The sequence below is a fragment of the Halomonas aestuarii genome, assembly GCF_001886615.1.
Classification (GTDB): domain Bacteria; phylum Pseudomonadota; class Gammaproteobacteria; order Pseudomonadales; family Halomonadaceae; genus Halomonas; species Halomonas aestuarii.
In genome coordinates this window covers 2,701,815-2,726,360 of the sequence record NZ_CP018139.1, presented here as the reverse complement: position 1 = coordinate 2,726,360, position 24,546 = coordinate 2,701,815, and the positions used below count along the sequence as shown (strand labels likewise).

The 24,546-nt window shown below is 67.3% G+C and carries 22 protein-coding genes and 2 tRNA genes; 7 read left to right on the top strand and 17 right to left on the bottom strand.

Annotation, left to right across the window (positions count from 1 at the left end; translation table 11 throughout):
* Positions 1–33: 33 nt before the first annotated feature.
* The 4 genes from BOX17_RS12705 to sdhC are packed head-to-tail and all read right to left on the bottom strand — an operon-like array spanning position 34 to position 3,251.
* Complete coding sequence (locus tag BOX17_RS12705) at positions 34–744, bottom strand: succinate dehydrogenase iron-sulfur subunit (protein ID WP_071945115.1); 711 nt, start codon at positions 742–744, stop codon at positions 34–36.
* Positions 745–756: 12 nt separating this feature from the next.
* Complete coding sequence (gene sdhA / locus BOX17_RS12700) at positions 757–2,529, bottom strand: succinate dehydrogenase flavoprotein subunit (RefSeq protein ID WP_071945113.1); 1,773 nt, start codon at positions 2,527–2,529, stop codon at positions 757–759.
* 3 nt (positions 2,530–2,532) lie between these two features.
* Positions 2,533–2,880 (bottom strand): succinate dehydrogenase, hydrophobic membrane anchor protein, encoded by a 348-nt coding sequence (gene sdhD, locus BOX17_RS12695; RefSeq protein ID WP_071945112.1) that lies wholly within the window; start codon positions 2,878–2,880, stop codon positions 2,533–2,535.
* Positions 2,874–3,251, bottom strand: coding sequence for a succinate dehydrogenase, cytochrome b556 subunit (sdhC, locus tag BOX17_RS12690; protein ID WP_071945109.1), 378 nt, complete (start codon positions 3,249–3,251; stop codon positions 2,874–2,876). The genes sdhD and sdhC overlap by 7 nt, the downstream gene beginning before the upstream one ends.
* A 446-nt stretch (positions 3,252–3,697) precedes the next feature.
* Here sdhC and gltA point away from each other — a divergent pair, with 446 nt between their 5' ends.
* Entirely contained in the window at positions 3,698–4,984 is a 1,287-nt protein-coding gene (gltA, locus tag BOX17_RS12685) for a citrate synthase (RefSeq protein ID WP_071945107.1), read from the top strand.
* A gap of 877 nt (positions 4,985–5,861) precedes the next feature.
* On the opposite strand, the gene BOX17_RS12680 is transcribed toward gltA, so the two are convergent.
* The 3 genes from BOX17_RS12680 to gltX form a co-directional block, all read right to left on the bottom strand.
* Positions 5,862–5,937 (bottom strand) — tRNA-Glu (locus BOX17_RS12680).
* Positions 5,938–5,961: 24 nt separating this feature from the next.
* A tRNA-Ala gene (locus tag BOX17_RS12675) sits at positions 5,962–6,037 on the bottom strand.
* 57 nt (positions 6,038–6,094) lie between these two features.
* Positions 6,095–7,576: a glutamate--tRNA ligase gene (gltX, locus tag BOX17_RS12670; protein ID WP_071945105.1), complete on the bottom strand. Its 1,482-nt coding sequence runs from the start codon at positions 7,574–7,576 to the stop codon at positions 6,095–6,097.
* Between the two features lie 159 nt (positions 7,577–7,735).
* Here gltX and BOX17_RS12665 point away from each other — a divergent pair, with 159 nt between their 5' ends.
* Together BOX17_RS12665 and BOX17_RS12660 are read left to right on the top strand one after the other, a co-directional pair.
* Positions 7,736–8,476 (top strand): SDR family NAD(P)-dependent oxidoreductase, encoded by a 741-nt coding sequence (locus BOX17_RS12665; protein WP_071945103.1) that lies wholly within the window; start codon positions 7,736–7,738, stop codon positions 8,474–8,476.
* Positions 8,477–8,615: 139 nt separating this feature from the next.
* A complete protein-coding gene (locus tag BOX17_RS12660; protein WP_071945101.1) occupies positions 8,616–9,203 on the top strand; it encodes a helix-turn-helix domain-containing protein in 588 nt (195 codons plus the stop codon).
* 4 nt (positions 9,204–9,207) lie between these two features.
* Here the strand turns inward: BOX17_RS12660 and BOX17_RS12655 are convergent, their stop codons facing one another.
* The 3 genes from BOX17_RS12655 to BOX17_RS12645 all read right to left on the bottom strand — a co-directional run bounded on the left by BOX17_RS12655 (position 9,208) and on the right by BOX17_RS12645 (position 10,579).
* The gene (locus BOX17_RS12655; protein WP_071945099.1) at positions 9,208–9,792 is read right to left on the bottom strand and encodes a hypothetical protein; all 585 of its coding nucleotides are present in this window, start codon (positions 9,790–9,792) and stop codon (positions 9,208–9,210) included.
* A 64-nt stretch (positions 9,793–9,856) separates the two neighbouring features.
* On the bottom strand, positions 9,857–10,177 hold the full coding sequence (locus BOX17_RS12650; RefSeq protein ID WP_071945097.1) for a TraR/DksA family transcriptional regulator: 321 nt from the start codon (positions 10,175–10,177) through the stop codon (positions 9,857–9,859).
* A 162-nt stretch (positions 10,178–10,339) separates the two neighbouring features.
* On the bottom strand, positions 10,340–10,579 hold the full coding sequence (locus BOX17_RS12645) for a hypothetical protein (protein ID WP_071945095.1): 240 nt from the start codon (positions 10,577–10,579) through the stop codon (positions 10,340–10,342).
* A 302-nt stretch (positions 10,580–10,881) separates the two neighbouring features.
* On the opposite strand from BOX17_RS12645, the gene BOX17_RS12640 reads away from it, so the two are divergent.
* Complete coding sequence (locus BOX17_RS12640; protein WP_071945093.1) at positions 10,882–11,085, top strand: cold-shock protein; 204 nt, start codon at positions 10,882–10,884, stop codon at positions 11,083–11,085.
* A 122-nt stretch (positions 11,086–11,207) separates the two neighbouring features.
* Here the strand turns inward: BOX17_RS12640 and BOX17_RS12635 are convergent, their stop codons facing one another.
* Positions 11,208–11,870 (bottom strand): SOS response-associated peptidase, encoded by a 663-nt coding sequence (locus tag BOX17_RS12635; RefSeq protein WP_071945091.1) that lies wholly within the window; start codon positions 11,868–11,870, stop codon positions 11,208–11,210.
* A gap of 183 nt (positions 11,871–12,053) precedes the next feature.
* On the opposite strand from BOX17_RS12635, the gene dusA reads away from it, so the two are divergent.
* Positions 12,054–13,049, top strand: coding sequence for a tRNA dihydrouridine(20/20a) synthase DusA (gene dusA / locus BOX17_RS12630; protein ID WP_071946864.1), 996 nt, complete (start codon positions 12,054–12,056; stop codon positions 13,047–13,049).
* Between the two features lie 127 nt (positions 13,050–13,176).
* Here dusA and BOX17_RS12625 read toward each other — a convergent pair whose 3' ends face one another.
* A complete protein-coding gene (locus BOX17_RS12625; protein WP_071945089.1) occupies positions 13,177–14,208 on the bottom strand; it encodes a succinylglutamate desuccinylase/aspartoacylase family protein in 1,032 nt (343 codons plus the stop codon).
* A gap of 180 nt (positions 14,209–14,388) precedes the next feature.
* Between BOX17_RS12625 and BOX17_RS12620 the strand changes: the two genes are divergently transcribed.
* Complete coding sequence (locus BOX17_RS12620; protein ID WP_071945087.1) at positions 14,389–15,015, top strand: TetR family transcriptional regulator; 627 nt, start codon at positions 14,389–14,391, stop codon at positions 15,013–15,015.
* On the opposite strand, the gene BOX17_RS12615 is transcribed toward BOX17_RS12620, so the two are convergent.
* The 4 genes from BOX17_RS12615 to BOX17_RS12600 all read right to left on the bottom strand — a co-directional run bounded on the left by BOX17_RS12615 (position 15,007) and on the right by BOX17_RS12600 (position 21,762).
* Positions 15,007–15,702, bottom strand: a complete 696-nt coding sequence (locus BOX17_RS12615; RefSeq protein ID WP_071945085.1) for a hypothetical protein — start codon at positions 15,700–15,702, stop codon at positions 15,007–15,009. The genes BOX17_RS12620 and BOX17_RS12615 overlap by 9 nt on opposite strands.
* A 145-nt stretch (positions 15,703–15,847) precedes the next feature.
* On the bottom strand, positions 15,848–19,033 hold the full coding sequence (locus BOX17_RS12610) for an efflux RND transporter permease subunit (RefSeq protein WP_071945083.1): 3,186 nt from the start codon (positions 19,031–19,033) through the stop codon (positions 15,848–15,850).
* Positions 19,030–20,238 carry an efflux RND transporter periplasmic adaptor subunit gene (locus BOX17_RS12605; RefSeq protein ID WP_071945080.1) on the bottom strand — a complete coding sequence of 403 codons (1,209 nt, stop codon included), beginning with the start codon at positions 20,236–20,238 and terminating at the stop codon, positions 19,030–19,032. The genes BOX17_RS12610 and BOX17_RS12605 overlap by 4 nt, the downstream gene beginning before the upstream one ends.
* A gap of 84 nt (positions 20,239–20,322) precedes the next feature.
* A complete protein-coding gene (locus BOX17_RS12600) occupies positions 20,323–21,762 on the bottom strand; it encodes a TolC family outer membrane protein (RefSeq protein WP_244272141.1) in 1,440 nt (479 codons plus the stop codon).
* Between the two features lie 235 nt (positions 21,763–21,997).
* Between BOX17_RS12600 and BOX17_RS12595 the strand changes: the two genes are divergently transcribed.
* Entirely contained in the window at positions 21,998–22,912 is a 915-nt protein-coding gene (locus BOX17_RS12595) for an alpha/beta fold hydrolase (RefSeq protein ID WP_071945078.1), read from the top strand.
* A gap of 25 nt (positions 22,913–22,937) precedes the next feature.
* Here the strand turns inward: BOX17_RS12595 and BOX17_RS12590 are convergent, their stop codons facing one another.
* The gene (locus tag BOX17_RS12590; protein ID WP_071945076.1) at positions 22,938–24,491 is read right to left on the bottom strand and encodes a phospholipase D family protein; all 1,554 of its coding nucleotides are present in this window, start codon (positions 24,489–24,491) and stop codon (positions 22,938–22,940) included.
* Positions 24,492–24,546: the final 55 nt, after the last annotated feature.

Below are 24,546 nucleotides of genomic sequence, written 5' to 3'. Positions count from 1 at the left end.
CGAAGCACATGATAACAAGCTGGCCGCCACGATTTAAGTGGCATCGGCCAGCAGCATCTCGCGGATCTTGCCGATCGCCCGCGTCGGGTTCAGCCCCTTGGGGCAGACCGCGACGCAGTTCATGATGCCGCGGCAGCGGAACACGGAGAACGGATCCTCCAGTTCGGACAGGCGATCACGGGTGGCGGTGTCGCGGGAGTCCGCGAGGAACCGGTAGGCCTGCAGCAGGCCGGCCGGGCCGACGAACTTGTCCGGGTTCCACCAGAACGACGGGCAGGAGGTCGAGCAGCAGGCGCACAGGATGCACTCGTAGAGGCCGTCGAGCTTGTCGCGCTCCTCCGGCGACTGGAGGCGCTCGATGGCCGGGGCCGGCTCGTCGTTCTGCAGGTACGGCTGGATGCGCTCGTACTGCTTGTAGAACAGCCCCATGTCGACCACCAGGTCACGGATGACCGGCAGGCCGGGCAGCGGGCGCAGCACCAGCTTGTTGCCCTTGACCACCTCGGAGAGCGGGGTGATGCAGGCCAGGCCGTTCTTGCCGTTCATGTTCATGCCGTCGGAACCGCACACGCCCTCGCGGCAGCTGCGGCGATAGGCCAGGCCGTTGTCCTGCTCCTTGGCCAGGTGCAGCACGTCGAGCACCATCAGGTCGCGACCCTGGGTGTCGACCTGGAACTCCTGCATGAAGGGCGCGGAGTCGGTTTCCGGATTGTAGCGGTACAGGGATACCTGAAGCTTGGACATCGTGACTCCCCCTTAGTAGGTGCGGACTTTCGGCTCGAACATGTCGACGGTCTTGGGTGCGAAGTTCACATCGCGCTGGCCCAGGCGCTTCTCGGTCGGGAAGTAGAGCGAGTGCTTCAGCCAGTTGACGTCGTCGCGATCGGGGTAGTCGTAGCGGGAATGCGCGCCACGGCTCTCCTTGCGCTCGAGGGCCGCGATGGCGGTGGCCTCGGCCACTTCCATCAGGTTGTCCAGCTCCAGCGCCTCGACACGCGCGGTGTTGAAGGTGTTGGACTTGTCCGGCAGGTAGGCATTGTCGATACGGCCGCGCAGCTCTTCCAGACGCTTGACGCCCTCGACCATGTTCTTCTCCTCGCGGAACACGCCGAAGGAGGTCTGCATGATGTCCTGGAGCTCGCGCTTGAGTTCGGGCACGGTCTCGCCGCCCTCGGACTCGTTCCAGCGGTTGATGCGCTTCATGGCCGACTCGACGTCGGACTCCGAGGCGTCGAGGTACTCGATGCCCTCGTTGAGCGCGCCCTCGATGAACATGCCCGCCGCACGGCCGAAGACCACCAGGTCGAGCAGCGAGTTGCCGCCCAGGCGGTTGGCGCCGTGGACCGACACGCAGGCCGCCTCGCCGCAGGCGAACAGGCCGTTGACGATCTGATCGTTGCCCTCGGCGTCCTGCATGATCGCCTGGCCGTGCACGTTGGTCGGGATCCCGCCCATCATGTAGTGGCAGGTCGGCACCACCGGGATCGGCTCCTTGGCCGGATCGACGTGGGCGAAGGTCTTGGACAGCTCGACGATGCCCGGCAGGCGCTTGCCGAGGACGTCCTCGCCCAGGTGATCCAGCTTGAGGAAGACGTGGTCGCCCTTCTCGCCGCAGCCGCGGCCCTCGAGGATCTCCATGACCATGGAGCGCGCGACCACGTCGCGGCCGGCCAGGTCCTTGGCGTTGGGTGCGTAACGCTCCATGAAGCGCTCGCCGTCCTTGTTGATCAGGTAGCCACCCTCGCCGCGGCAGCCCTCGGTCACCAGGGTACCCGCGCCGTAGATGCCGGTGGGGTGGAACTGCCACATCTCCATGTCCTGCATCGGGAAGCCGGCGCGCAGCGCCATGCCGATGCCGTCACCGGTGTTGATCAGGGCATTGGTGGTGGAGGCGAAGATGCGCCCCGCCCCGCCGGTGGCCATGACGGTGGCCTTGGACTTCACGTGTACCACTTCGCCGGTCTCGATATCCATGGCGATGCAGCCCACCACGTCGCCGTTGGCGTTCTTGACCAGGTCGACGGCGTACCACTCATTGAGGAAGGTGGTGTTGTTCTTCAGGTTGTTCTGATAGAGCGTGTGCAGCAGGGCGTGGCCGGTACGATCTGCGGCGGCGCAGGTACGGGCCGCCTGGCCGCCCTTGCCGAAGTCCTTGGACTGGCCGCCGAACGGGCGCTGGTAGATGCGGCCGTTGTCGAAGCGGGAGAACGGCAGGCCCATGTGCTCGAGCTCGAACACCGCCTTGGGGCCCTCGGAGCACATGTACTCGGAGGCGTCCTGGTCGGCGATGTAGTCGCCGCCCTTGACGGTGTCGTACATGTGCCAGCGCCAGTCGTCGTTGGGGTCGGCGGAGGCGATGGCACAGGTGATGCCGCCCTGGGCGGACACGGTGTGAGAACGGGTCGGGAAGACCTTGGACAGCACGGCGGTCTTCTTGCCGGACTTGGCCAGTTCCAGGGCGGCCCTCAGGCCGGCACCGCCCCCACCGATGATGATGGCGTCGAAAGACAGGCTACGCATGTTGGACATGAATCAGGCTCCCCAAAGAACGGTGATGCCCCAGACCAGGAACACGAAGATGGCCAGGATGATGATGAGCTGCACACCGATGCGAATACCGGTCGGCTTGAGATAGTCGGTGGTCACGGTCCACAGCCCGACCCAGGCGTGGGCGGCCAGCGAGATGAAGGCCAGCAGCGAGAAGATGCGCATCCAGGTCTGGGCGAACAGCCCGCTCCATGCCGCATAGTCGAGGCCGGAGTTGAACAGCAGGAAACCGACGATGAAGAGAGTGTAGAGCGCCAGGATGACGGCGGAGACGCGCTGCAGCAGCCAGTCGGAGAGGCCGCTGCGCCCGAAGTTCGTGATGTTGGTTACCATACCCAGACTCCAGCCAGAATGATCAGGACCGCGCTCACCACCACGGTGATCTGCGCCTTCTTGACGCCACCCTCGAGGGTCACGCCGATATCCATGTCCATCAGCAGGTGCTTGATGCCGGCCACGAAGTGGAACGCCAGGGCGGACAGCAGTCCCCAGGCGATCAGCTTGGCCAGGAAGTTGTGGGCCAGGGCGTCACTCACGGCGGCGAAGCCGACCGGCGAGGACAGCGACGTGTCCAGCGCCCAGAAGGCGAAGATCAGGCCGATGAAGAGGATGACGCCAGTGATGCGGTGAGCGATCGACGTCAGGGCGGGAAGGGGAAACTGTATCGTGGACAGATCCAGATTTACGGGTCGTTTGCTATTCACGGCTCTACACACTCTCTTGGCCCGCTCTACATCGTCCGACAAGGCCCGAGCGGGCGGTGGTTTCGGGAAGGGACACGATCGTGGCCGAGTTGGACACGACCACCGGTTCCTGCCAGTCGCGCGCTGAGATTATAGGGTCATCACCCTGTCATGACAAATGGACACCCGACCTACTCGACCATGGTGGAAGGCCGATTTCTCGGCGCTGGCGCCAACTGGTCCGCCATCCGAAAGCGTGACCCGAGCGAGCGTGCACGGCAATGGTGCGAAGCACCATTTTTTATACAATACCTTTCTACTTAGCTTGTTAATGTACAGACGATAGGACACATTGGTGGAATTGACAATCTCGGGGACGCTTCTATAGTGGGCGGACCTTTTTCGCCGGCACCTGCAGCGAAAACCCCCATTATCGTCCCCCCCATGAACCCGAGAGGAGGCCAGTTATGGCTGACAGGAAAGCGACATTGACGGTAGACGGCCTGGACAACCCGATTGACCTGCCGGTCTACTCAGGCTCCCTGGGCCCGGACGTCATCGACGTTCGCGGTCTCGGTGCCCAAGGCCTCTTCACCTACGACCCCGGCTTCATGGCCACCTCCTCCTGCAAGTCGGCGATCACCTACATCGACGGCGGCAAGGGCGTGCTGCTGCACCGGGGCTATCCGATCGACCAGCTGGCCAAGCACTCCGACTTCGTCGAGACCTGCTACCTGCTGCTGTTCGGCGAGCTGCCCGACGATGCCCAGTACCAGGATTTCAAGTGGCGCGTGACCAACCACACCATGGTCCACGACCAGATCATCAACTTCTTCAAGGGCTTCCGCCGCGACGCCCACCCGATGTCGATCCTGTGCGGCGTGGTCGGCGGCCTGGCCGCCTTCTATCACGACCACATGGACACCTCCAAGCAGGAAGACCGCGAGATCAGCGCCATTCGCCTGATCGCCAAGATGCCGACCCTCGCGGCGATGTCCTACAAGTACAACATCGGCCAGCCCTTCAACTACCCGCGCAATGACCTGAACTATGCAGAGAACTTCCTCTACATGATGTTCAGCAACCCGTGCGAGGAGTACCGGATCAATCCGGTCTACGCCAAGGCCATGGACCGCATCTTCATGCTCCATGCCGACCACGAGCAGAACGCCTCCACCTCCACCGTGCGCCTGGCCGGCTCCACCGGGGCAAACCCCTTCGCCTGCATCAGCGCCGGCATCGCGGCCCTCTGGGGCCCGGCCCACGGCGGCGCCAACGAGGCCGTGCTGAACATGCTCGACGAGATCGGCGATGACTCCGAGGAGAACATCCAGCGCTTCGTCGACAAGGCCAAGGACAAGAAGGACCCCTTCAAGCTGATGGGCTTCGGCCACCGGGTCTATCGCAACTTCGACCCGCGCGCCAAGGTCATGAAGGAGACCTGCGACGAGGTGCTGGCCGAGCTGGGCCTCGCCGACGACCCGCAGCTCAAGATCGCCAAGCGCCTGGAGCAGATCGCCCTGGAGGACGAGTACTTCATCGAGCGCAAGCTCTACCCGAACGTCGACTTCTACTCGGGCATCATCCTCAAGGCCATGGGCATCCCGAAGAACATGTTCACCGTGATCTTCGCTGTGTCCCGCACCATCGGCTGGATCTCCCACTGGAACGAGATGCTCAGCGACAGCTACAAGATCGGTCGCCCACGCCAGCTCTACACCGGCCACCCGCAGCGCGACTACCCCACCAGCTGAGTCGACCCGCCGCGGCACCACCGCAGCGACAGAAAGGCCGCCCCGAGGGGCGGCCTTTCGCGTTGGGCACAGGGTGACGTTGCCTCGCCGGCCCACACGGCGCTTCCGACCCCCTCTTCGCCCCTTCTCTATCCCCTCTCTGCCCTCTCTATGTCTATACCCCCTCTACTGTCCTCTCTCTTCGCCCCGCTCTCTTGGCCCCTCTCACCGACTCGCTCCGACCGGGTCGCTCTCCCCGCCATCGCCTTCCATCCCTCTCCTCTACCTCCCTCGCCTCTACATCCTTCTCCTTGCCATCTCACCCTTTCTCTCTGCCCTCATCTCCCCTGCCCGCTGGCTCCCCCTATCGCGGCGACTGAGCGCCCTGCCAGGCCATGACGCCCTACTTTCTGGGAAGCCTACCGACGCAGGCAACAGGGTGGCCTCAGGGGCCGCTCGTCGCGTTCACCGGGCCTGATACCAGAACACTAGAAATCTCATCTAATCAGGTTGACTTAATCACCTACATGAGCTTCTGGAAAGGTGTCGCCCGTTTTCCACACATTCTGTGGATAACCCTGTTCAAAACCTCTCGAAAAGGTCGCCGAATCGCCATGAACAGGGGGACGCTCTTAGATTGGTCATTTTTTGACCTATCGTAAGTCTTTGAAATGGAAGATATATATAAGAAACCCAGCAACCACGGGGGTTTGTGCCGATACTATGCACAGGCCGCCAGCCCTAGGCAGGGAACGTGGACAAGTCAAGGGGATTTCAGGCCGATATGGCAAGAAAATGTCGCCCTCGGGGAACGGGAGGGGGAAGACGCGAAAACGGGCCAGGCAAGCGGATAAACCGGCTGGTCAGGAAAAAGCATTAGGATATGAAGAATAGGAGGTGGCGTCCCATAGGGGGTTCGAACCCCTGTTACCGCCGTGAAAGGGCGGTGTCCTGGACCACTAGACGAATGGGACGCAGCATCTTCGATCGAGACGATTTGGTGGAGCCTAGCGGGATCGAACCGCTGACCTCAACACTGCCAGTGTTGCGCTCTCCCAGCTGAGCTAAGGCCCCAATCTCTTGAAGACGGGGCGTATGTTACTGATAAGCCCCATCTTCGTCAACAGGCAATCACGCGAGTTCGCGAAATTCCTTCTCGAAGCGCTTGGCCTGTTTCTTGGAGACCCCGCCCAGCACCTCGATGGCGTGGCGCAGGCGCGCCCGGGTCATGTCGGAGCCGAGGATCGCCATGGCGTCCATCACCGAGGTGCTCGACGAGGAGCCGGTGATGGCGATGAAAACGGGAGCCAGGAAGGCCTTCATCTTCAGTTCGAAGTGCCCCGCCAGCGCCTTGACCTCGCCGAGCAGCGCATCCTTGTGCCAGGCGGGCACGACCTCGAAGCGCCATACCAGGAACTGCAGCAGCTTCAGCAGATCCTCGCGGGAGAGCTTCACCTCGTCGAAGCTGGCTTCCTCGATGGCCGGCAGGCCCGAGAAGAAGTGCCCGGCCAGGGGCGCCACCTGGGAGAGCGTCTCGACCCGGGGGCGCACCTGGGGGAGGATCTGGCCAACGTATTCCTCGTTGAAGGCCCACTCCATGAGCGCCTTGAGGAAGGCCGCGTCGTCGAGGTCCTCGCGGATATAGACGCCGTTGAGCCAGGTCAGCTTGTCGAGGTCGAAGACCGGCCCGCCCAGCGAGACTCGCTGGACGTCGAAGTGCGCCATCATCTCGTCGAGGCTGAACTTCTCCCGCTCGTCGGGCATCGACCAGCCCATGCGACCCAGGTAGTTGGTCACCGCCTGGGGCAGGAAGCCCATGCGCCGATAGTAGTTGATGGAGGTCGGGTTCTTGCGCTTGGACAGCTTCGACTTGTCGGGATTGCGAAGCAGCGGCATGTGGCAGAGCACCGGCATCTCCCACCCGAAGTAGTCGTAGAGCAGCTGGTGCTTGGGCGCCGAGTTGATCCACTCCTCGCCCCGCAGCACGTGGGTGATGCCCATCAGGTGGTCATCGACCACGTTGGCCAGGTGATAGGTGGGCATGCCGTCCGACTTGAGCAGCACCTGGGCATCCACCTGGGCCCAGTCCACCTCGATGACGCCGCGCAGCATGTCGTCGACCACGCAGGTCCCGGTGGCGGGCACCTTCATGCGCACCACATGGGGCCAGCCCTCCCTTTCGCGGCGGGCGACCTCCTCGTCGGGCAGGGCCAGGTCGGTGGGCTTCAGGGCCAGGTGCATGCCGGCCGCCTTGCGCGCCTCGCGCAGCTCGTCGAGCTCCTCGCTGGTGCGGTAGCACCTGAAGGCATGGCCGGCCTCGACCAGCTGCCGGGCATACTCGCCGTAGATGTCGCCGCGCTCGCTCTGGCGGTAGGGGCCATGGGGACCGCCCACGTCGGGGCCCTCGTCCCACTCCAGCCCCAGCCAGCGCAGCGAGTCGAGGATCATCTGCTCGGACTCGGCCGTCGAGCGCACCCGGTCGGTGTCCTCGATCCGCAGGATGAACTGGCCGCCGTGCTGGCGCGCGAAGCAGAGGTTGAACAGGGCGATATAGGCGGTGCCCACATGGGGGTCGCCGGTGGGTGACGGCGCGATACGAGTGCGTACGGTCATGTCGTCCTTGGGTCCTGTCGATGGAATGGGGCCGCCCCGAGGTGGCGGGCGAATGCCGGCATTATACGCACCTGGCCAGCGCCGGGCAGCCGTGACCGGGAATCATTCCCCTGTCCCGCGGTCCATGCTGCACCTTAATTCCCGAGAAGAAGGACCGTCATGCTCCCGAGACTCCCCGACGACTTCACCGCCGTGGTCACCGGCGCCTCCGGCGGCATCGGAACCGCGGTGGTGGAGGCCCTGCTCGCAAGCGACCGCCCCGGCCGGGTGATCGCCGTGAGCCGCTCCGCGCCCCCGCACCCGGATCCCCGCATCGAGTCCCTCGCCCTGGACCTGGGTACGCCGGACGGCGCCGAGGCGCTCGCCAGGGCCCTGGACGGCACGCCCGTGCACCTGGTCTTCAACGCCATCGGCATGCTCCACGACGAGGCCCTGGGCATCGAACCGGAGAAGAAGCTCGACGACCTGGACGCCGAGGCCATGGCCCGGCTCTACCACGTCAACGCCATCACCCCGGCCCTGCTGCTCAAGGCGCTGCAGCCGAGCCTCAAGGGACACCACCCGGCCCTCTTCGCCAGCCTCTCGGCCCGGGTCGGCTCGATCGGCGACAACCGGCTGGGCGGCTGGTACGCCTACCGGGCCAGCAAGGCCGCCCACAACATGCTGATGAAGACCGCCGCCGTGGAGCTTCGCCGCCTCAACCGCCAGGCCGCCATCGCCTGCCTGCACCCCGGCACCACGGACACGCCCCTCTCGGCACCCTTCCAGGCGCGCATCCCCGAGGGCAAGCTGTTCACCCCGGCCTTCGTGGCCGAGCGGCTGCTGGACGTGCTGGAGCAATGCACCCCGGAGCGGAGCGGCATCTTCCTGGACTGGGCCGGCGAGGAGGTGGCGTGGTGAGGCGTCAAAAGCGTTATATCGATACGCCTCACACGCGCCGAGATTAAGGCAGAATTATCGTTGATCCCCTGATGTTGCGCGGCCTCGAGCCAGCACGGAAGATCACTCCACTCAATTTCGACCGCAGGATGATGACGTAATGGAAACACTCGGCCCTCGTATCAAGGAACTTCGGCTGGAGGCCAAGCTCAACAAGGCGGCCCTGGCAAGGAGGGTCGGGGTGTCGGACGTCACCATCTCCTACTGGGAGTCGGGCGCCATCAAGCAGATCGGCCACGAGCGGCTGGTCGCCCTGGCCCAGGCGCTCAACTGCCCGCTGTCGCGGCTGCTCGAGGACGAGGGATCCCACGCCTCGCCGCTGTACCTGCGTCGCCACCCGCCGCTGCCCTGGCAGGACGGCAAGCAGCGGGTCATCGAGCTGCCCATCGAGCTGGTGCCCGGCCAGCGCTGGGACGGCGACTGCCACCTGGTGACCCCGGCCCCGGGCGAGCACTTCGACTTCCTCAAGGAAGGCGACCTGGTGGCCATCGCGCCCAGCGACATCTTCCGCCAGCCAGGCCTCTACCTCATCGAGGATGACGGCATCCTGGCCATCCGCCGGGTCACCCAGGGCCCCACCGGGGAACTGATGTTCCAGCGCCAGGACAGCGACGAGCTCATTCCCTACACCCCCTGCTGCCGACTGGTGGGCAAGCTGGTGGCCCACTGGCGCGCCCAGCCGCTCTGAGCCGCTACTCCACCTCCATCACCTCGACGCGATCCTGGGTGTGGCGCGTCTCGCTGCCCACCAGGAAGCGCTTGGTGAATCGGGCCACCTGCCCCAGCCCATGCCGTGACTGCTCCACCAGGGGCCCCTGCAGCTGCTCGTTGTCCTCGCCCAGCCGGGCACGCACCGAGGCCGGCTGGACGCTGCCCTCCTGCACCTCGACCGTGACGCGATAGCCGCCATCGGGCAGGCCGCTGCCCGGTCCGAAGGGGCCGGCCACGAAGCCGCCCTGGGCCACCGACACGCGCTCCCGCCAGCGCACCCCGCTGAGCTCCCGCTCCACCAGCACCTGCAGCCGGGTGTCATGGGGCAGGTTGGTCTCGCCTTGCACCGTCAGGCGACGGTCCTGGCCCAGGCGCGACGCGACATCGATCGTCACCGGCTCCGTGAAGGGCGGCACCTCCGGCGCCGCCTCCGTCGCCGGCTCGGGCGACTCCGCCGCCATCTCGGCCACCGGGGTCGGGTCGCTGGTCGGCTCCTCGCTGCCGCCGCAGCCCGCCAGCCACACCAGCACCATGCCCGCCCCGATCGCTCGAACCCATGCCGTCATGCACGCCTCCCGCCCTGTCGATGAGCGACCACACTATCACTCCCGGTCCTCCCGGGTCCGTTCCTCACAGGTCCGCGCAGTCGCGGCAGACCGTGGTGTAGGGCAACGCCGCCAGGCGACGGCCGTCGATGGGCTCGCCACAGCGCTCGCAGTCGTCACCCTCCCCCGCCTCGATGCGCTTCAGCGCATGCATCACCTGGCAAAGCTCGTCCTCAGCTTCCTGCTGCAGGGCCTCGATGACCTCGTCGTTCACCACCTCGATGGACTGATCCTCCACGTCCTTGTCCAGCGGACCATTCCTCTGCTCCTTGTGGGCCTTGTAGCGATCGAACCGTTCGATCAGCTCGTCGCGCAGCCCCTCCAGTTCCTGCTTCCGATCCGCCATGGCACTTCTCCTGTCGTGGTGATCCGGCCGCCCTGCCGGGGCGGCACGGCCGTGCTTGCTCCTTCCTTCATAGCACACCGCCCCCCGCCGCATGGTGATGGCGGTCAACCCGCGCGGCCTTTCCGGGGCCCGGGACGGAGTCGCCCGCCCCGGGAGCTCGCCCTAGGCCATGCCCAGGGCCGCATAGCCCGCCTCCGTCAGGGTGAGCCGCGCGGGCTCATCGCCATCGCCCGAGCGCTCCACGGCGATCAGGCCCCGTTCCTCCAGGGCATCGATGTCCGACAGCACCCCCGCCAGCAGGCTGTCCACGCCGAGGTGGCCGAAGGGCGCGGCCAGCACCCCGCCGTGCTGCAGCACCCCGGCCAGCAGTTCCCACTGGTGGCTGGTGAGATCATGGCTCATGCATTGCTCCTTATGTCATGGATCGTGTCGGTTGCCACCACTATGGACGAGCGGCCCTGGAATGGGTTCCCGAGCCGGTCGTGAATGGCGGCGGTGAGTTGCCGACCCAGAATAGTGTTGACGCCACCGCATATCCGTGACATCGTGTGTCTCAGTTGGTTAGCAAGATGCATATTGTCAGTAGTAGTCGAATCCTTTCGGTTGTCTGGTTATATCCCCTTGTTTTACCCACTAGCAGTCGGGGCTACACCCGGTAACTTCGTATACGGCGCATTGCGCCAATGAAAGAAAGGAGTCATGACATGGCTACTGGCACAGTTAAGTGGTTCAACGACGCAAAAGGCTTTGGCTTCATCACCCCGACCGACGGCGGCGATGACCTCTTTGCCCACTTCTCCGAAATCAAGGCTGATGGCTTCAAGTCCCTCCAGGACGGCCAGCAGGTCTCTTTCGACGTGGTTCAGGGCAAGAAAGGCCTGCAGGCTTCCAACATCGAAGCCATCTGATCGTCGATCAGACAGACCCTATCTAGCCGCAAGGCTATGAGCACCAAGGCCCGCCGATGCGGGCCTTGGTGTTTCTGCGTGTCCGGTTTTCCTCGCTCACCGAAGAGATCGCCCCCGTCGTCTCATGACGGCACCGGCTCGATCAGGTCGGCGCCCTCGTTGCCGGTGCGGTTCACCCTTGTGCTCACCGGCCAGTGGGTGAGCCGCCCCGCCGCCAGGTGATGCACCGCGCCGCGAATCGTCTCGCGGTCGGTCAGGTGCGGGTCGAGCCAGGGTTCCAGGCTCGTCTCGTCCAGCACCAACGGCATGCGGTCGTGGATCTCGCTCGCCACGCCCCGGGCCGGCTCGGTGAGGATGGCGCAGCCGGGCCTGCCGTCCGGCCGCTCGCTCCAGATGCCCGCCAGCCAGAGCGGTTCTCGATCCTCCCGACACAGGAAGTGCGGCTGCTTCCTGCCGTCCACCGGCAGCCACTCGTACCAGCCGTCCGCCGGCACCAGGCAGCGGTGATGGGCGAAGGCCCCGCGGAAGTAGTTCGAGGTGGCCACCTTCTCGACGGTGGCATTGATCGGCTCCGGCGCTTTCTCCCTGGCCCAGTGCGGCCGATAGCCCCACCACGCCTCGTCCATCACCAGCGGCGCGTCATCGCCAGGATGACGCAACACCGTGATCCAGGTGCCCGGCGCCACGTTGTAGCGCGGCGCTATTTCCCCGGCCTCCTCCAGCGGCAGGCGCAGGGCCTCGGAGACCTTGGGAGTGGGGCTATAGAGCGCAAATCGTCCGCACATAGATCACCAGAAGCAGGTACACACCATCACTGTAGACCTGCAGGCATCCACGAAGAACGGGGCATGCCATCACCGCCCGATTGACGGCAGAGGAAGAGCTTGTATGACGTGCTTGTGAGTTGGGCAGAAAGTGACCAGGGCTGGTAGAATGTGCGCCTTCCCGACCGACACCCCGTGATGCCGATGCAACCGCTCGACCGCACATTTTCCGTGGCCCCCATGATGGACTGGACGACCCGCGACTACCGCGCGTTCGCCCGGACCCTGACCCGCCGCGCGCTGCTCTACACGGAGATGGTGACCACCGGCGCCATCCTGCACGGCAGCCCGCGCTCGCGCTTCCTCGGCTATGACGAGGTCGAGCACCCCCTCGCCCTTCAGCTCGGCGGCAGCGACGCCTTTGAGCTCGCCGAGTGCGCGGCCATCGCCGAGGAATGGGGCTACGACGAGGTGAACCTCAACGTCGGCTGCCCGAGCGACCGTGTGCAGAACAACCTGATCGGCGCCTGCCTGATGGGCCATCCGGAAAAGGTCGCCGCCGCCGTGCGCGCCATGCGGGAGGCGGTGTCGATCCCGGTCACCGTGAAGTGCCGCATCGGCATCGACGACCAGGACGAGGACGCCGATCTGGAGCGCTTCATCGCCACGGTGGCCGACGCCGGCTGCGACACCTTCATCGTGCACGCCCGCAAGGCGTGGCTCGAGGGGCTCTCCCCCAAGGAGAACCGCGACGTGCCGCCGCTCAACTACCCGCGGGTGCATCGCCTCAAGGCGGGCCGCCCGGAGCTTCATGTCGGCATCAACGGCGGCATCAAGACCCTGGACGAGTGCCGCGAGCAGCTCGAGCGCGTCGACAGCGTGATGGTCGGCCGCGAGGCCTACCAGAACCCCTGGCTGCTGGCCGGCGTGGACGCCGCGCTCTACGGCGAGACGGGCCCGGCCGAGAGCCGCCACGCGGCGGCCCGCGCCCTGCGCCCCTATATCGCCCGTCGCCTCGACGAGGGCGCGAAGCTCAACCACCTCACCCGCCACCTGCTGGGCCTCTTCCAGGGCCAGCCGGGCGGTCGCAAGTTCCGCCGCCACCTCTCCGAGAACGCCCACCGCGAGGGTGCGGGCCTGCAGGTCTTCGACGACGCCCTGGGCCTGGTGGCCGAGCGCGAGCCCGCCGCCGTGGCATAGCCTCGGCATGCAGGCCCGGCGGCGCTCCACGTCGCGCGACACCCTCCAGAACGCGAAACGGCGCCGAGCGATCGGCGCCGTTGTCGTATTGCCTGGGTGTATCTGCCCTGCACGACAGGATCGCGTGTCAGTAGAGCGAGTCGGGCGGCGGCTCGAGGCTCGACTGGAAGTCCTCGATGGCGCTCTCGGCCTCCTCGATGGCATCGAAGCGGGCGATGTGGAAGAGCGCCTCGCCCTCGTTGGCCAGCGGCAGCCGGCTCATGCCGATGACGATGCCGTCGGCCACGGCGCGCACCTCCCCCTCGGCGTTGCCGAAGGGGTCCGCCACCCGCCCCAGCAGCTCGCCCTTGGCCACCCGGGCGCCGAGCCGCACCTTGGGCCGGAGGATGCCGTCGATGGGCGCCCGCGCCCAGCTCGAGCCGTTGGCGATCTCCGCCGACGGGGCCGGGCGTCGGCGATGCTCGCCGGTCAGCATGCCGAGCCGGCGCATCACCCTAAGAACGCCCCGCACCCCCGGGGTGATCGCCCACTGGTCGAAGCGCAGCGCCTCCCCCGCCTCGTAGGTGAGCACCGGGATGCCGTGGGTCTGGGCATAGTGGCGCAGGCTGCCCTCGCGCAGGTCGGCGTTGAGGATCACCGGCGCCCCGAAGGCATTGGCCATGCGCTCGGTCTCGCCGCCGGGCGTGATCTGGGCGCGGATCTGCGGCAGGTTGGTGCGGTGGATCGCCCCGGTATGCAGGTCGATGATGTGGCTGGCCTGGTCGACGATCTGCTCGCGGAACAGCGCCGCCACACGGCCCCCCAGGGAGCCCGACTCGCTGCCCGGGAAGCAGCGGTTGAGGTCGCGCCGGTCCGGCAGGTAGCGGCTGTGCTGCACGAAGCCGAAGACGTTGACGATGGGCACCCCGATCAGGGTCCCGCGCAGCCCCTGGAGCTGCTTGGAGCGCAGCAGGCGGCGCACGATCTCTACGCCGTTGATCTCGTCGCCGTGGATGCCGCCGCAGACCAGCAGCACCGGGCCCGACTGCCGGCCGTGGACCACCTCCAGGGGAATATAGAGCGGCGCATGAGTGTAGAGGCGCGCCACGGGCACGTCGATCTGGATGCGCCCGCCGGGCGCGACGCGGGTGCCGGCGAGTTCGAAGTGGGAACGGGCCATGGTGCGCTCCTTGCGTCACGATACGATGTTTTTCCGTGGGTTCCTTATACGCCCCTGGCCCGTGGAAGACGAGCCCGCCGGCCGCGCGGCCGGCGATGACATATCCATACATGCATGAATGTAAAAACCGGGACACTCGGGTAGAATGGCGCCATCCCGAGAATGCTGGAGCCCCCCGCCATGGCCAGACGCACCAAGGCCGAAGCCCAAGCCACGCGCGAGGCCCTGCTCGACGCCGCCGAGGAGGTGTTCTTCGAGAGGGGCGTCGCCCGCACCTCGCTGGAACAGATTGCCCGCCATGCCGACCTGACCCGCGGCGCCGTCTACTGGCACTTCCGCAACAAGGCCGACCTCTTCCGGGCCATGCTCGACCGAGTGCGCATGCCGTTCCAGGAACTGGTCGACGAGACCAGCGGCCCCGACGACTCGCCGCTGGAGGCCATCCGGCTCGGCTGCCAGCTCGGCTTTTTGCGACTGGAGCAGCCCCGCTACCGCCGCGTCCACGCCATCCTCCTCCACCGCTGCGAGTTCTTCAGCGACATCGACCCACAGGCCATGCAGACCGAGATGGCCAGCGAATGCCTGGACGCCCTGCTCGGCTACATCACCGACGCCCGCGAGCAGGGCCTGCTGCGCGACGACATTGGCCCGGAAATCGCCACCCGCCTGCTGCAGTCGGTGCTGAGCGGCCTCTTCCACGACTGGCTTCGCGATACCGAGGCCTTCTCCCTGCACGAGCACGGCATGAGCCTGGTCGACGCCCAGCTGGCCCTGCTGGCTCGCCAGGAGGCCGACGCCTCAGGCTGACGTGCCGTCACGCCGCTGAAGCCGACGGAGCAGGTGCAGCCGCCGCAGCCGCGTGCGGGCATCCAGGTAGTCACGCTCGGGCACGGCGCGATAGCGGCCATCCACCGTCAGGTACTTCACCAGGACCCGATGCTCTCCCGGGTGCGGCACGTCGCCGGACTTGGTGGCGAGGCGCACCTCGTGGGTCGGGTCGTCCTCCAGCACCGCCGTGACGACGGGCTCGTCGCCCTCGGCCGTCGCCGTGACGCGCACCCGCTCGCCGAGCAGGCAGCGCGGCAGGCGCTCAGGCGCATGGGGCGAGCGTTGGTGCAGCCGATGGAGCAGCCGCAGGCAGAGCCATGATGCCGGCGGCGAGGCCAGCGCGAAGGCCCCCCAGATCACCCCCACGCCCAGCGGGATGCGGAAGAAGCCCAGCGGCAGCCAGCGCAGCACCGCCAGCTCGAGTGCCAGGGTCAGCGCGCCCGCCAGCACCACCAGCAGGGTCAACGCCAGCGAGGCCGGCACCCCGGCGAAGCCCAGCGACACCAGGGCGCTGGCCAGGTGATCATCCTTGAGGCTGTCGTGCTCGAAGAGCTCGACGGGCGCCAGGCGCAGGGCCACCAGCAGCCAGTAGACCGCCAGCAGCGCCAGCAGCACCGTGAAGACGACGAGCGGAAAGCGGGTGGCGAGGTCGATGGCGGCGTTCATGGGGCGTCTCCAGCCAGGGGGCGGTTCAGCGGGGCTTCCTGCCCTCAGCATAGACGAGGCCATCGTCCCTCCGTTCACGCCCCCCAAACGACGGCGGGCACCGCCCACCAGGGTGCGGTGCCCGCCGTCGCGGATCGCGGCTCACTCAGCGCGCGTCCTGCTCCAGCGCAGGCGTGCCCTCCTCGCCGGTCGCCATGCCGGCCTTGCGGCGAAGCCAGGCGGTGACCGAGGCGATCATGGCGTAGAAGGTCGGCACGAAGAGGCTGCCGAGCACCGCCACCGAGGCCATGCCCACCGCCACCGTGGTGCCGATGTGGTGGCTGCTGGTGTCGCTCGCCCCGGTGGCGAGCGCCAGCGGCAGGGTCCCGAAGATGAACGCCAGGGACGTCATGACGATCGGCCGGAAGCGCAGCTCCGCCGCCGTCACCGCCGCCTCGCGGATCGAGCGGCCCATCTCGCGGCGCTGCAGCTCGGCGAACTCGACGATCAGGATGGCGTTCTTGGCCGCCAGGCCCACCACCACCAGCATGCCGATCTGCACGTAGACGCTGGTGTCCAGTCCGCGCAGGAAGATGCCGCCGACCCCGCCCAGGAAGGCGAAGGGCGTGGCGGTCAGTACCGCCAACGGCAGCGACCAGCTCTCGTACTGGGCCGCCAGGATCAGGAACACCATCAGCAGGCCGAAGACGATGGCCAGGGTCGCCGCACTGCCCGCCTGGCTCTCCTGGTAGGCGGTGCCGGTCCAGCCCATGCCCCAGCCGTCGCCGAGCTTCTCCGAGACGATCTCCTCCATGGCGGCGATCGCCTGCCCGGAGCTGTAGCCGGGGGCCGGGCCGCCCTGGAACTGGGCGCCGGTGTAGACGCCGAAGCGGGTAACCACCGCCGGGGCGGCCTGGCGCTCGAGGGTCACGAACTCGGAGAGCGGGATGCGCTCGCCGTTGCCGGCGCGGACGAAGACGTTGTCCACGTCCGAGGGCGTCTTGCGGAACTCGTCCTCGTTCTGCAGGTAGACCTGGAAGTTGCGGTTCTGGTAGCTGAAGAAGTTGACGAAGCCGTTGCCGAAGGTGTTCGACAGGGTCGAGTTCAGGTCCTGCAGGGAGACCCCGTAGCTCAGCGCCTTCTGCTGGTCGATCTCGGCCCGGAAGGAGGGCACGTTGACGTTGAAGGTGGTGAACACCCGCTTCAGGGCCGGGTGCTCGCCGGCGGCCTGCATCACCTTCAGCGAGGCCTGGTAGAGCTCCTGGGGCGAGGCCCCCTCGTAGGACTGCAGGTAGCCGGTGAAGCCGCCGGTGGTGGAGAGCCCCACGATGGGCGGCATGTTGAAGGCCATGGCCGAGCCGCCCTCGATGCGGGCGCCGAGCTGCATGATGCGCCCGACCAGGCCACTGGCCGTGATCTCGCGCTCCGCCCAGGGGTCCAGGGTGACGAAGATGATCCCGCGGGCCGTGTTCACGGAGCTCGACAGGATGTCGTAGCCGGCCACCGCCGAGGAGTAGCGCACCCCCGGCACCTCCTCGATGGCCGCGCTCAGCTTGCCCATGTAGTCCCGGGTGCGCGACAGCGAGGCGGAATCCGGCAGCTGCACGGCGGCGAGCACGATGCCCTGGTCGGTCTCCGGGACCAGGGTCGCGGGGGTGTTCTGGTAGAGCCACCAGGAGCCGCCGCCCACCAGGGCGGTGAGCAACAGCGCCAGCCCCCAGAAACGCACCAGCTGCCTGACTCCCCACATGTAGGCGGCCGTGATGCCGGCGAACAGCCGGTCGAAGAGGCGCAGGGGCGTGCGCATCGCGCGGCCCACGACGGTGGTGGACTGGTGCCACTTGAGCTTGATGAAGATCGCCGAGAGCGCCGGGGTGAAGGTCAATGCCATCAGCGCCGAGAAGGACACCGAGATGGCGATGGTCAGCGCGAACTGCTGGTAGATCTGGCCGGTGAAGCCGCCCAGGAAGGCCACCGGCACGAACACCGCCGCCATGATCAGCGAGGTGGCGATGATCGGCCCGCCCACCTCGCGCATGGCCTGGATCGTCGCCTGGCGGACCGTGATCTCCTCGTCCTCGCCGAGCACCCGCTCGACGTTCTCCACCACCAGGATGGCGTCGTCCACCACGATGCCGATGGAGAGCACCAGGGCGAACAGCGTCAGCAGGTTGATGGTGAAGCCGAAGGCGAAGAAGCCGGCGAAGGTCGCCAGCACCGAGACCGGCACCACCGACATGGCGATCACCGTGAAGCGCCAGTTCTGCAGGAAGATGAACAGGATGACGCCGACGATCAGGAAGGCCTCGATGAAGGTGTGGAAGACCGTCTCCACGGAGGCATCGATGAACTGGGTGGTGTCATAGGGCACCACGTACTCCAGCCCCGGGGGAAAACGCCCCGCGAGCTCATCCATGGTGGCCTCGACCGCGGCGGCGGTCTCCAGGGCATTGGCGCCAGGCTGCTGGTTGATGATGATCGGCGTCATGGTACCGCCGTTGAGCCGCGCCTCGATCCCGTAGAAGGAGGCCCCCAGCTCGATGCGCGCCACGTCGTCCAGGCGCAGGGCCGAGCCGTCCGGGTTGGTGCGCAGGAAGATGTCGCGGAAGTCGTCGGTGCTCGACAGCCGGCCGCCGGCGGTGATGGTGTAGGTGAAGGCCCGCGGCTCGGACTGGGGCGTGGCCGCCAGGTTGCCCGCCGGCACCTCGGTGTTCTGGGCGCGGATGGCCTGGGCCACCTCGCTGGGCGTCAGGTCGTACTGGGCCAGCCGGTCCGGGTCCATCCACACCCGCATGGCGAACTCGCCGCCGCCGAGCACCTCGGCGTCGCCCACCCCGGACACCTGGCGCAGCGCGTCCAGGATGTTGAGGGTGGCGTAGTTCTGCATGTAGGTGCGGTCGTAGTCACCGTCGGGGGAGATCAGCGAGACCAGCATCAGGATCGAGCTGGAGCTGAGCTCCACCGTCACCCCCTGGGACTGCACCGCCTCGGGCAGCTGCGAAAGCGCCCCCTGCACCCGGTTGTTGACGTTGATGGTGTTGATGTCACCATCGGTGCCGATGTCGAAGGCCACCTTCAGCTGCATCGAGCCGTTGTCGGCGCTGGTCGAGCTCATGTAGAGCATGTCCTCGACGCCATTGATGGCCTCGGCCAGTGGCGCGGCCACGGTCTGGGCCACGGTCTCGGCGTCGGCCCCCGGGAAGCTGGCGTTGACCGAGACCGTGGGCGGCACCACGCTCGGGTACTGCTCGATGGGCAGCACCCGCAGGCTCATCAGCCCGATCAGGGTCAGGATGATGGCCAGCACCGTCGCGAAGATCGGCCGCTTGATGAAGAAGTTGGAGAAGGTCATGGCCCGGCGTCTCCCTCGACCGCGGGCGCGTCGCTCTTCTCATCACCGGCGTCCTGCTCGATGCCCTCGAAGGGTTTGGGCTCGATGGCCGTGCCGGGCTGCAGGCCGGCGGGGTCCCCCACCACGACGCGGTCGCCGCGTTCGATCCCGTCGCGCAGGATCTGCCAGGGGCCGGCGATCTCGCCGAGCTCCACGGTGCGCGCCCTGGCCTTGTCGTCCTCGTCGAGCACGAAGACCTGGGGACCCATCAGCCCCTGGGTCAGGGCGATCTCGGGCACCGCCATCACGTCGAAGCGCTTCATGCCCTCGAGGTGCACGCGCACGAACTGGCCGGGCAGCACGGCGGCCTCGGGATTTTCGAAGGCCGCGGTGGCCTGGACGGTGCTGGTGGCCTCGTCGACCCGCGAGCCGAGGAACTCCAGGTGGCCCTCGAGGCGGCCATCCTCGCCTCCGACGCCGCCCGGCAGCTCGAGCCAGGCGGTGATCGCGTCGATGGGCTGGTCACGCAGCTGGCGACGCAGCGCGAAGGCATCCTGCTGGGGCAACTGGAAGCGGACCTCCAGCGGGTCCAGGGGCGTGATGGTGGCCAGCTGCGTCCCCGGCTGCACCAGGTTGCCCAGGTTGACCGCGCTGAGGCCGATCATGCCGGCCACCGGCGCGGTGACGTCGGCATAGCCGAGGTCGATGCGGGCATTGGCCAGCGCCGCCTCGGCCTGGGAGACTGCGGCCCGGGCCACGTTCAGCTCTGCCTGGGCCTGGTCGACCTGCTGCCGGCTGACCGAGTTCTGGCTGAGCAGCTGCTGGAAGCGGTTGGCATCGCGCTGGGCACGGGCGAGCTCGGCGCGGGCGCTCTCCAGGTCGGCCTCGCGCTGGGCCACCACGGACTCGTAGAGGTCCGGCTCGATGGAATAGAGGCTCTCGCCCTTCTCCACCATCTCGCCCGGCTCGAAGTGGCGCTCCTCGAGGAAGCCGGTCACCCGGGCCACCAGGGTGACCTCGTCGTCGCTGCGCAGCTTGGCGGGGTAGGACTTGTCCAGCGGCAGGTCCTGGCGGGCCATCTCCATGACCTGCTTGGGCTGGGGAGGCGCCTCCCCCTGGCCGGACGACTGCTGCTGGGGAGCGTCTTGCTGTCCGCAGGCGACGAGCAACAGCCCCGCGGCCAGGGCGAGCAGGCCGCCCCGGCCTCGTTCGATGATGGTTGTCATGGGTCACTTTCCGTTGGGCGCGTCAGAGGAGCGGCGAATCTTACATTCACTCGTGTATGGATGTAAACGTTAGGACGCTAAATTCTAGCGGGGACGCGGGGGCTCGCCGATCTCCATGGCCGCGTCAGCAGACGCGGCGTCCTCGGGCAGGGTGAAGGAGACGCTGCTGCCATCCAGCCACGCATTGATCTCCTCCACCGCCGGGACATCCAGAACCCCGGACTGCTGGCGCAGGGTGAGCAGGTTGATCACGTAGTCGTAGCGGGCGCTGGCGTGCTCGGCGATGGCGGAGTAGAGATTCTGCTCGGCGTTGAGCACGTCGACGATGTTGCGGGTGCCCACCTCGTAGCCGGCGCGGGTGGCATCCAGCGCGCTCTGGTTGGACACGATGGCCTGGGCGCGGGCCTCCACCGTGGAGACGTCGTTGCTGACCTGGGTATAGAAGGAGCGGACCTGCTGGACGGTGTCGCGGCGCTGGGCCTCGAAGTCATACTGGCTGGCCTCCAGCAGGTAGGTGTTCTGGCGGATGCTGGCCGAGGTGCGCCCGCCGGTGAAGAGCGGCAGGTTCACGCCGACGCCCACCTGGCTGGCGGAGGTGTGGCCCTGGATCGCGTCGCGGTCATCGTCGGCATAGTTGTAGTTGGCGAAGGCATTCACCGTGGGCAGGCGGCCGGCTCGGGCGATGTCGACGCTGCCGCGCGAGACCTCGACCCCGGCCTGGCTGGCCAGCACCTGGGGATTGTTCTCCATGGCGAGCTCCACCCAGTGGTCGCGATCCGCCGGGGTGGGCGGCGCGATGGGGATCTCGTCGCCCAGCGAATCGATGCTGGCGTAGCGCTGGCCGGTCAGGCGCTCCAGGGCCTCGAAGCTGACCTGCAGGTTGCTCTGGGCCGTGATGCCCTCGGCCCGCGCCTGGTCGAAGGCCGCCTGGGCCTCCTCGACCTCGGTGATGGCGATCAGCCCCACCTCGAACTGTTCCCGGGCCTGCTCCAGCTGGCGGCCGATGGCCCGCTCCTGGGCGCGACGGGCCTCGAGCACCTCGAAGGCACGCAGGATCTCGAAATAGGCCGAGGAGACATCGATCAGCACCTGCTGCTCGGTGGCGGCCAGCCGGTAGAGCTGCTGGTCGACCTCGCGCTCGGCCTGCTCCACCTCGCGCGAGTTCCGGGCGTCGAAGAGGGCCTGGGTGGCCTCCAGGCTCAGGCTGGCGCCGTTGTAGCTGTCGTCCCCGCCGGTCTGGAACGCGCCCGTCTGGCTCTCGTACTGGCGGTTGTGGGTCACGTTGCCCGAGACATCGACCTGAGGCAGCAGGTCACCCTGCTGCACGTCCCGTCCCGCCTCGACGCTGCTGGTCTGGGAGCGGGCCGCGGCCAGCTCGGCGTTGTTCTCGATGGCATCGCGGGCGATGGTCAACAGATCCGCCGCCTGCACGGGCGTGGCGGCGGCCGCCGCGACCAGGGCCGGCAGCAGGGCGCAGCGGGCGAACTGCAGTCCGGTGCAGCGAAGGTGACGGGGACGCATCATCGGGAGATCCTCGGTGTCTGGACGAATAAATTTACATACATTGTCGCATGTGTACTGCTTTAGTCCACCGCTAACCTGTCATGACATGGTGGAACCTGGCCCCTGTTCGGGAAAGTCCGCTATGCTGCCTTGCAGCATGGTCCATCGCGGCGTCGTCCGCTACAGCATGGCCCTTGACCACCTGGCCCTTGACCACATGGCCCGTTGCCGCAAAGCCCACTGAGGGAGAACGCCCATGGATGCTCTGGAACTCGTCAAGGTACGGGAGCTGGAGGTCGCCGTACGGATCTGGCACCCCGAGGCACCGCGCACCGTCATCGCCTGGCATGGCCTGGCCCGCCACGGCGGCGACTTCGCCGACTTCGCCCGCGAGCTGGGACCCGAGTGGCGGGTGCTTGCCCCTGACACCCCGGGGCGCGGCTTGTCGAGCTGGTCGCTCTACCCCGCCCACGACTACCTCTACGCGCACTACATGAGCGTAGCAGTGGCGCTGCTCGACCACTTCGGCCTCGAGCGAGTCCCCTGGGTGGGCACCTCCATGGGCGGGTTGATCGGCATGCTCCTGGCCGCCGAGCCGGAGAGCGCGGCGCGAATCGAGCGGCTGGTGCTCAACGACGTGGGCCCGGAACTCGCCCCCGAGGGCCTGGCGGACCTGGCCAAGTACTTCGGCGCGCCCCATCGCTTCAGCCGCTTCAGCGACCTGGAGGCCGAGCTCAGGCGCCACTACACCGGCTTCGGCATCGAGGGCGACGACGCCTGGCGTCGCCTCGCCCTGGGCAGTGCCCGTCGCCTGCCCGACGGCAGCTGGACCTACCACTACGATCCCCGCATCGGCGAGCAATTCGTCCATGACACCCCCCGGGACACCTGGGCCGACTGGGCCGCGATCCGCTGCCCGCTGATGGTCGTTCGCGGCCGGCACTCGCCGCTGCTCAAGGCCGAGAGCGTGACCCGCATGGCCGAGGCGCAGCCCGGGCTCGTCAGCCACGAGGTGCCGGGCTGCGGCCACGCCCCGATGCTCGACCGACGCGACCAGGTCGCGCCCATCGCCGCCTTCCTGGCCGTCTCGCCCGCCGCCAGCGCATCGCCTCGCGGCGAGGCGGCGGGCGCGCCCTGGTGGCAGCGCCTACTCGCGCGCCTGGGGCGCTAGCCTCGCGGCGCCGCCCCCCACGCCGCTAGAGCAGCCAGTCGACGGGCAGCAGCGAGATCAGCGAGACCACGAAGCGCCGCAGCGGCCCCGAATTGGGTTCCACGTCGTGGCGAATCACCTGGCCGTCGCGACGCTCGAGCCAATAGAGGTCGCCCTCGGCGTCCAGGCGCACCTCGTAGGCGTTCTGCGGCACCCCGTTGTCGAAGACGGCATCGATGCGCTGGGCCAGCGAGGGATCTTCGATGATGAACCCCAGCTCGGTGTTCAGGTTGGCCGAGCGCGGGTCGAAATTGAACGACCCCACGAAGACGCGCTCGCCGTCCACGGAGAAGGTCTTGGCATGCAGGCTCGCGCCCGAGCTGCCGAACGGCCCCGCACTCAGGTCGTCCCCCTGGTGCTGGGCGCTGCGTCGTAGCTCCCAGAGTTCGACCCCCGCCTCGAGCAGCGCCTTGCGCCGCTTGGCGTAGCCGGCGTGCACGGCGGCCACGTCGGTGGCCTCCAGGGCATTGGTCAGCACCTCGACCTCGACCCCGTCGCGCTCCAGGTCGCGGAAGGCCTGGGTGCCGGCCTTAGCCGGCACGAAGTAGGGCGAGACGAGGGCGACGGTACGCTCGGCGTCGTCGAAGATCAGCGTGAGGTCATGGCTCAGCAGTCCCTGCCCGCTCGCCTCGCCGAGCCCCTTGGCCGGGTCGTCGCTGAGCATGCGCACTGGCGCCCAAGTCAGGCCGAGGTCGTTGGCCAGCAGCCTCTGCACGAGCTCCGTCTGGCTCACGGCCTTGAGATAGGTACCCGCCTCGGGATCGCGCATCGCCTCGGCCACCGCCTGCGTGAACCGGACCCGTCCCTCCGGTCCAAGGGCCGGGAGGATGCGCTGCGCGGGATAGGAGGACCCGCTTTGCCAGTAGCGATCGAAATCGCGCGAGACGTCGTCGACCACCGCCCCGACAGCCAGCACGTCCAGGTCCGAGAAGGTCACCCCCCCCGTGGCGCCAAAGTACTCGTCGCCGATGTTGCGCCCGCCGATTACCGCGACCTGATTGTCGGCGGTGAAGGACTTGTTGTGCATCCGCCGGTTGGCTCGGGAGAAGTCGGTCAGGAAGCCGATCCACTTGGGCGCGCGCACCACGAAGGGGTTGAACAGCCGCACCTGGATGTTGGGGTGGCTGGCGAGGGCGGCGAGTTCCTCGTCGATCCCCCCAGTGCCGCTGTCGTCGAGCAGCAGGCGCACCCGCACGCCGCGATTCGCGGCCTCGAGCAGAGCCTCGAAGAGTAGCAGCCCGGTGGTATCGGGATGCCAGATGTAGTATTGGACGTCCAAGGTGCGCTCGGCGGCGTGGCTCATCACTATGCGCGCCGCGAAGGCGTCGACGGGCTTGTCCAGCGGATAGATCCCGCTCAGGCCGGGGTGGGCGTCAACCGCCGGCGCCAGGGCCTCGCCCAGCGAGGTGTCGCGACTCTGCGCCTCATCCAGCGCCGAGGATTCGAGCCGTCCTTCCAGATCCGGCAGGGAACACCCGCCAAGCAGCGCCAGCAGGCCCAGCCACAGGAGGACGCGGGCCAGGGAGGGTGATGAGGTCATCGTGTTGATCCTGTCAGCCGGTAAAAATCATGCGAGCGGCCATAATGGTAGTTGA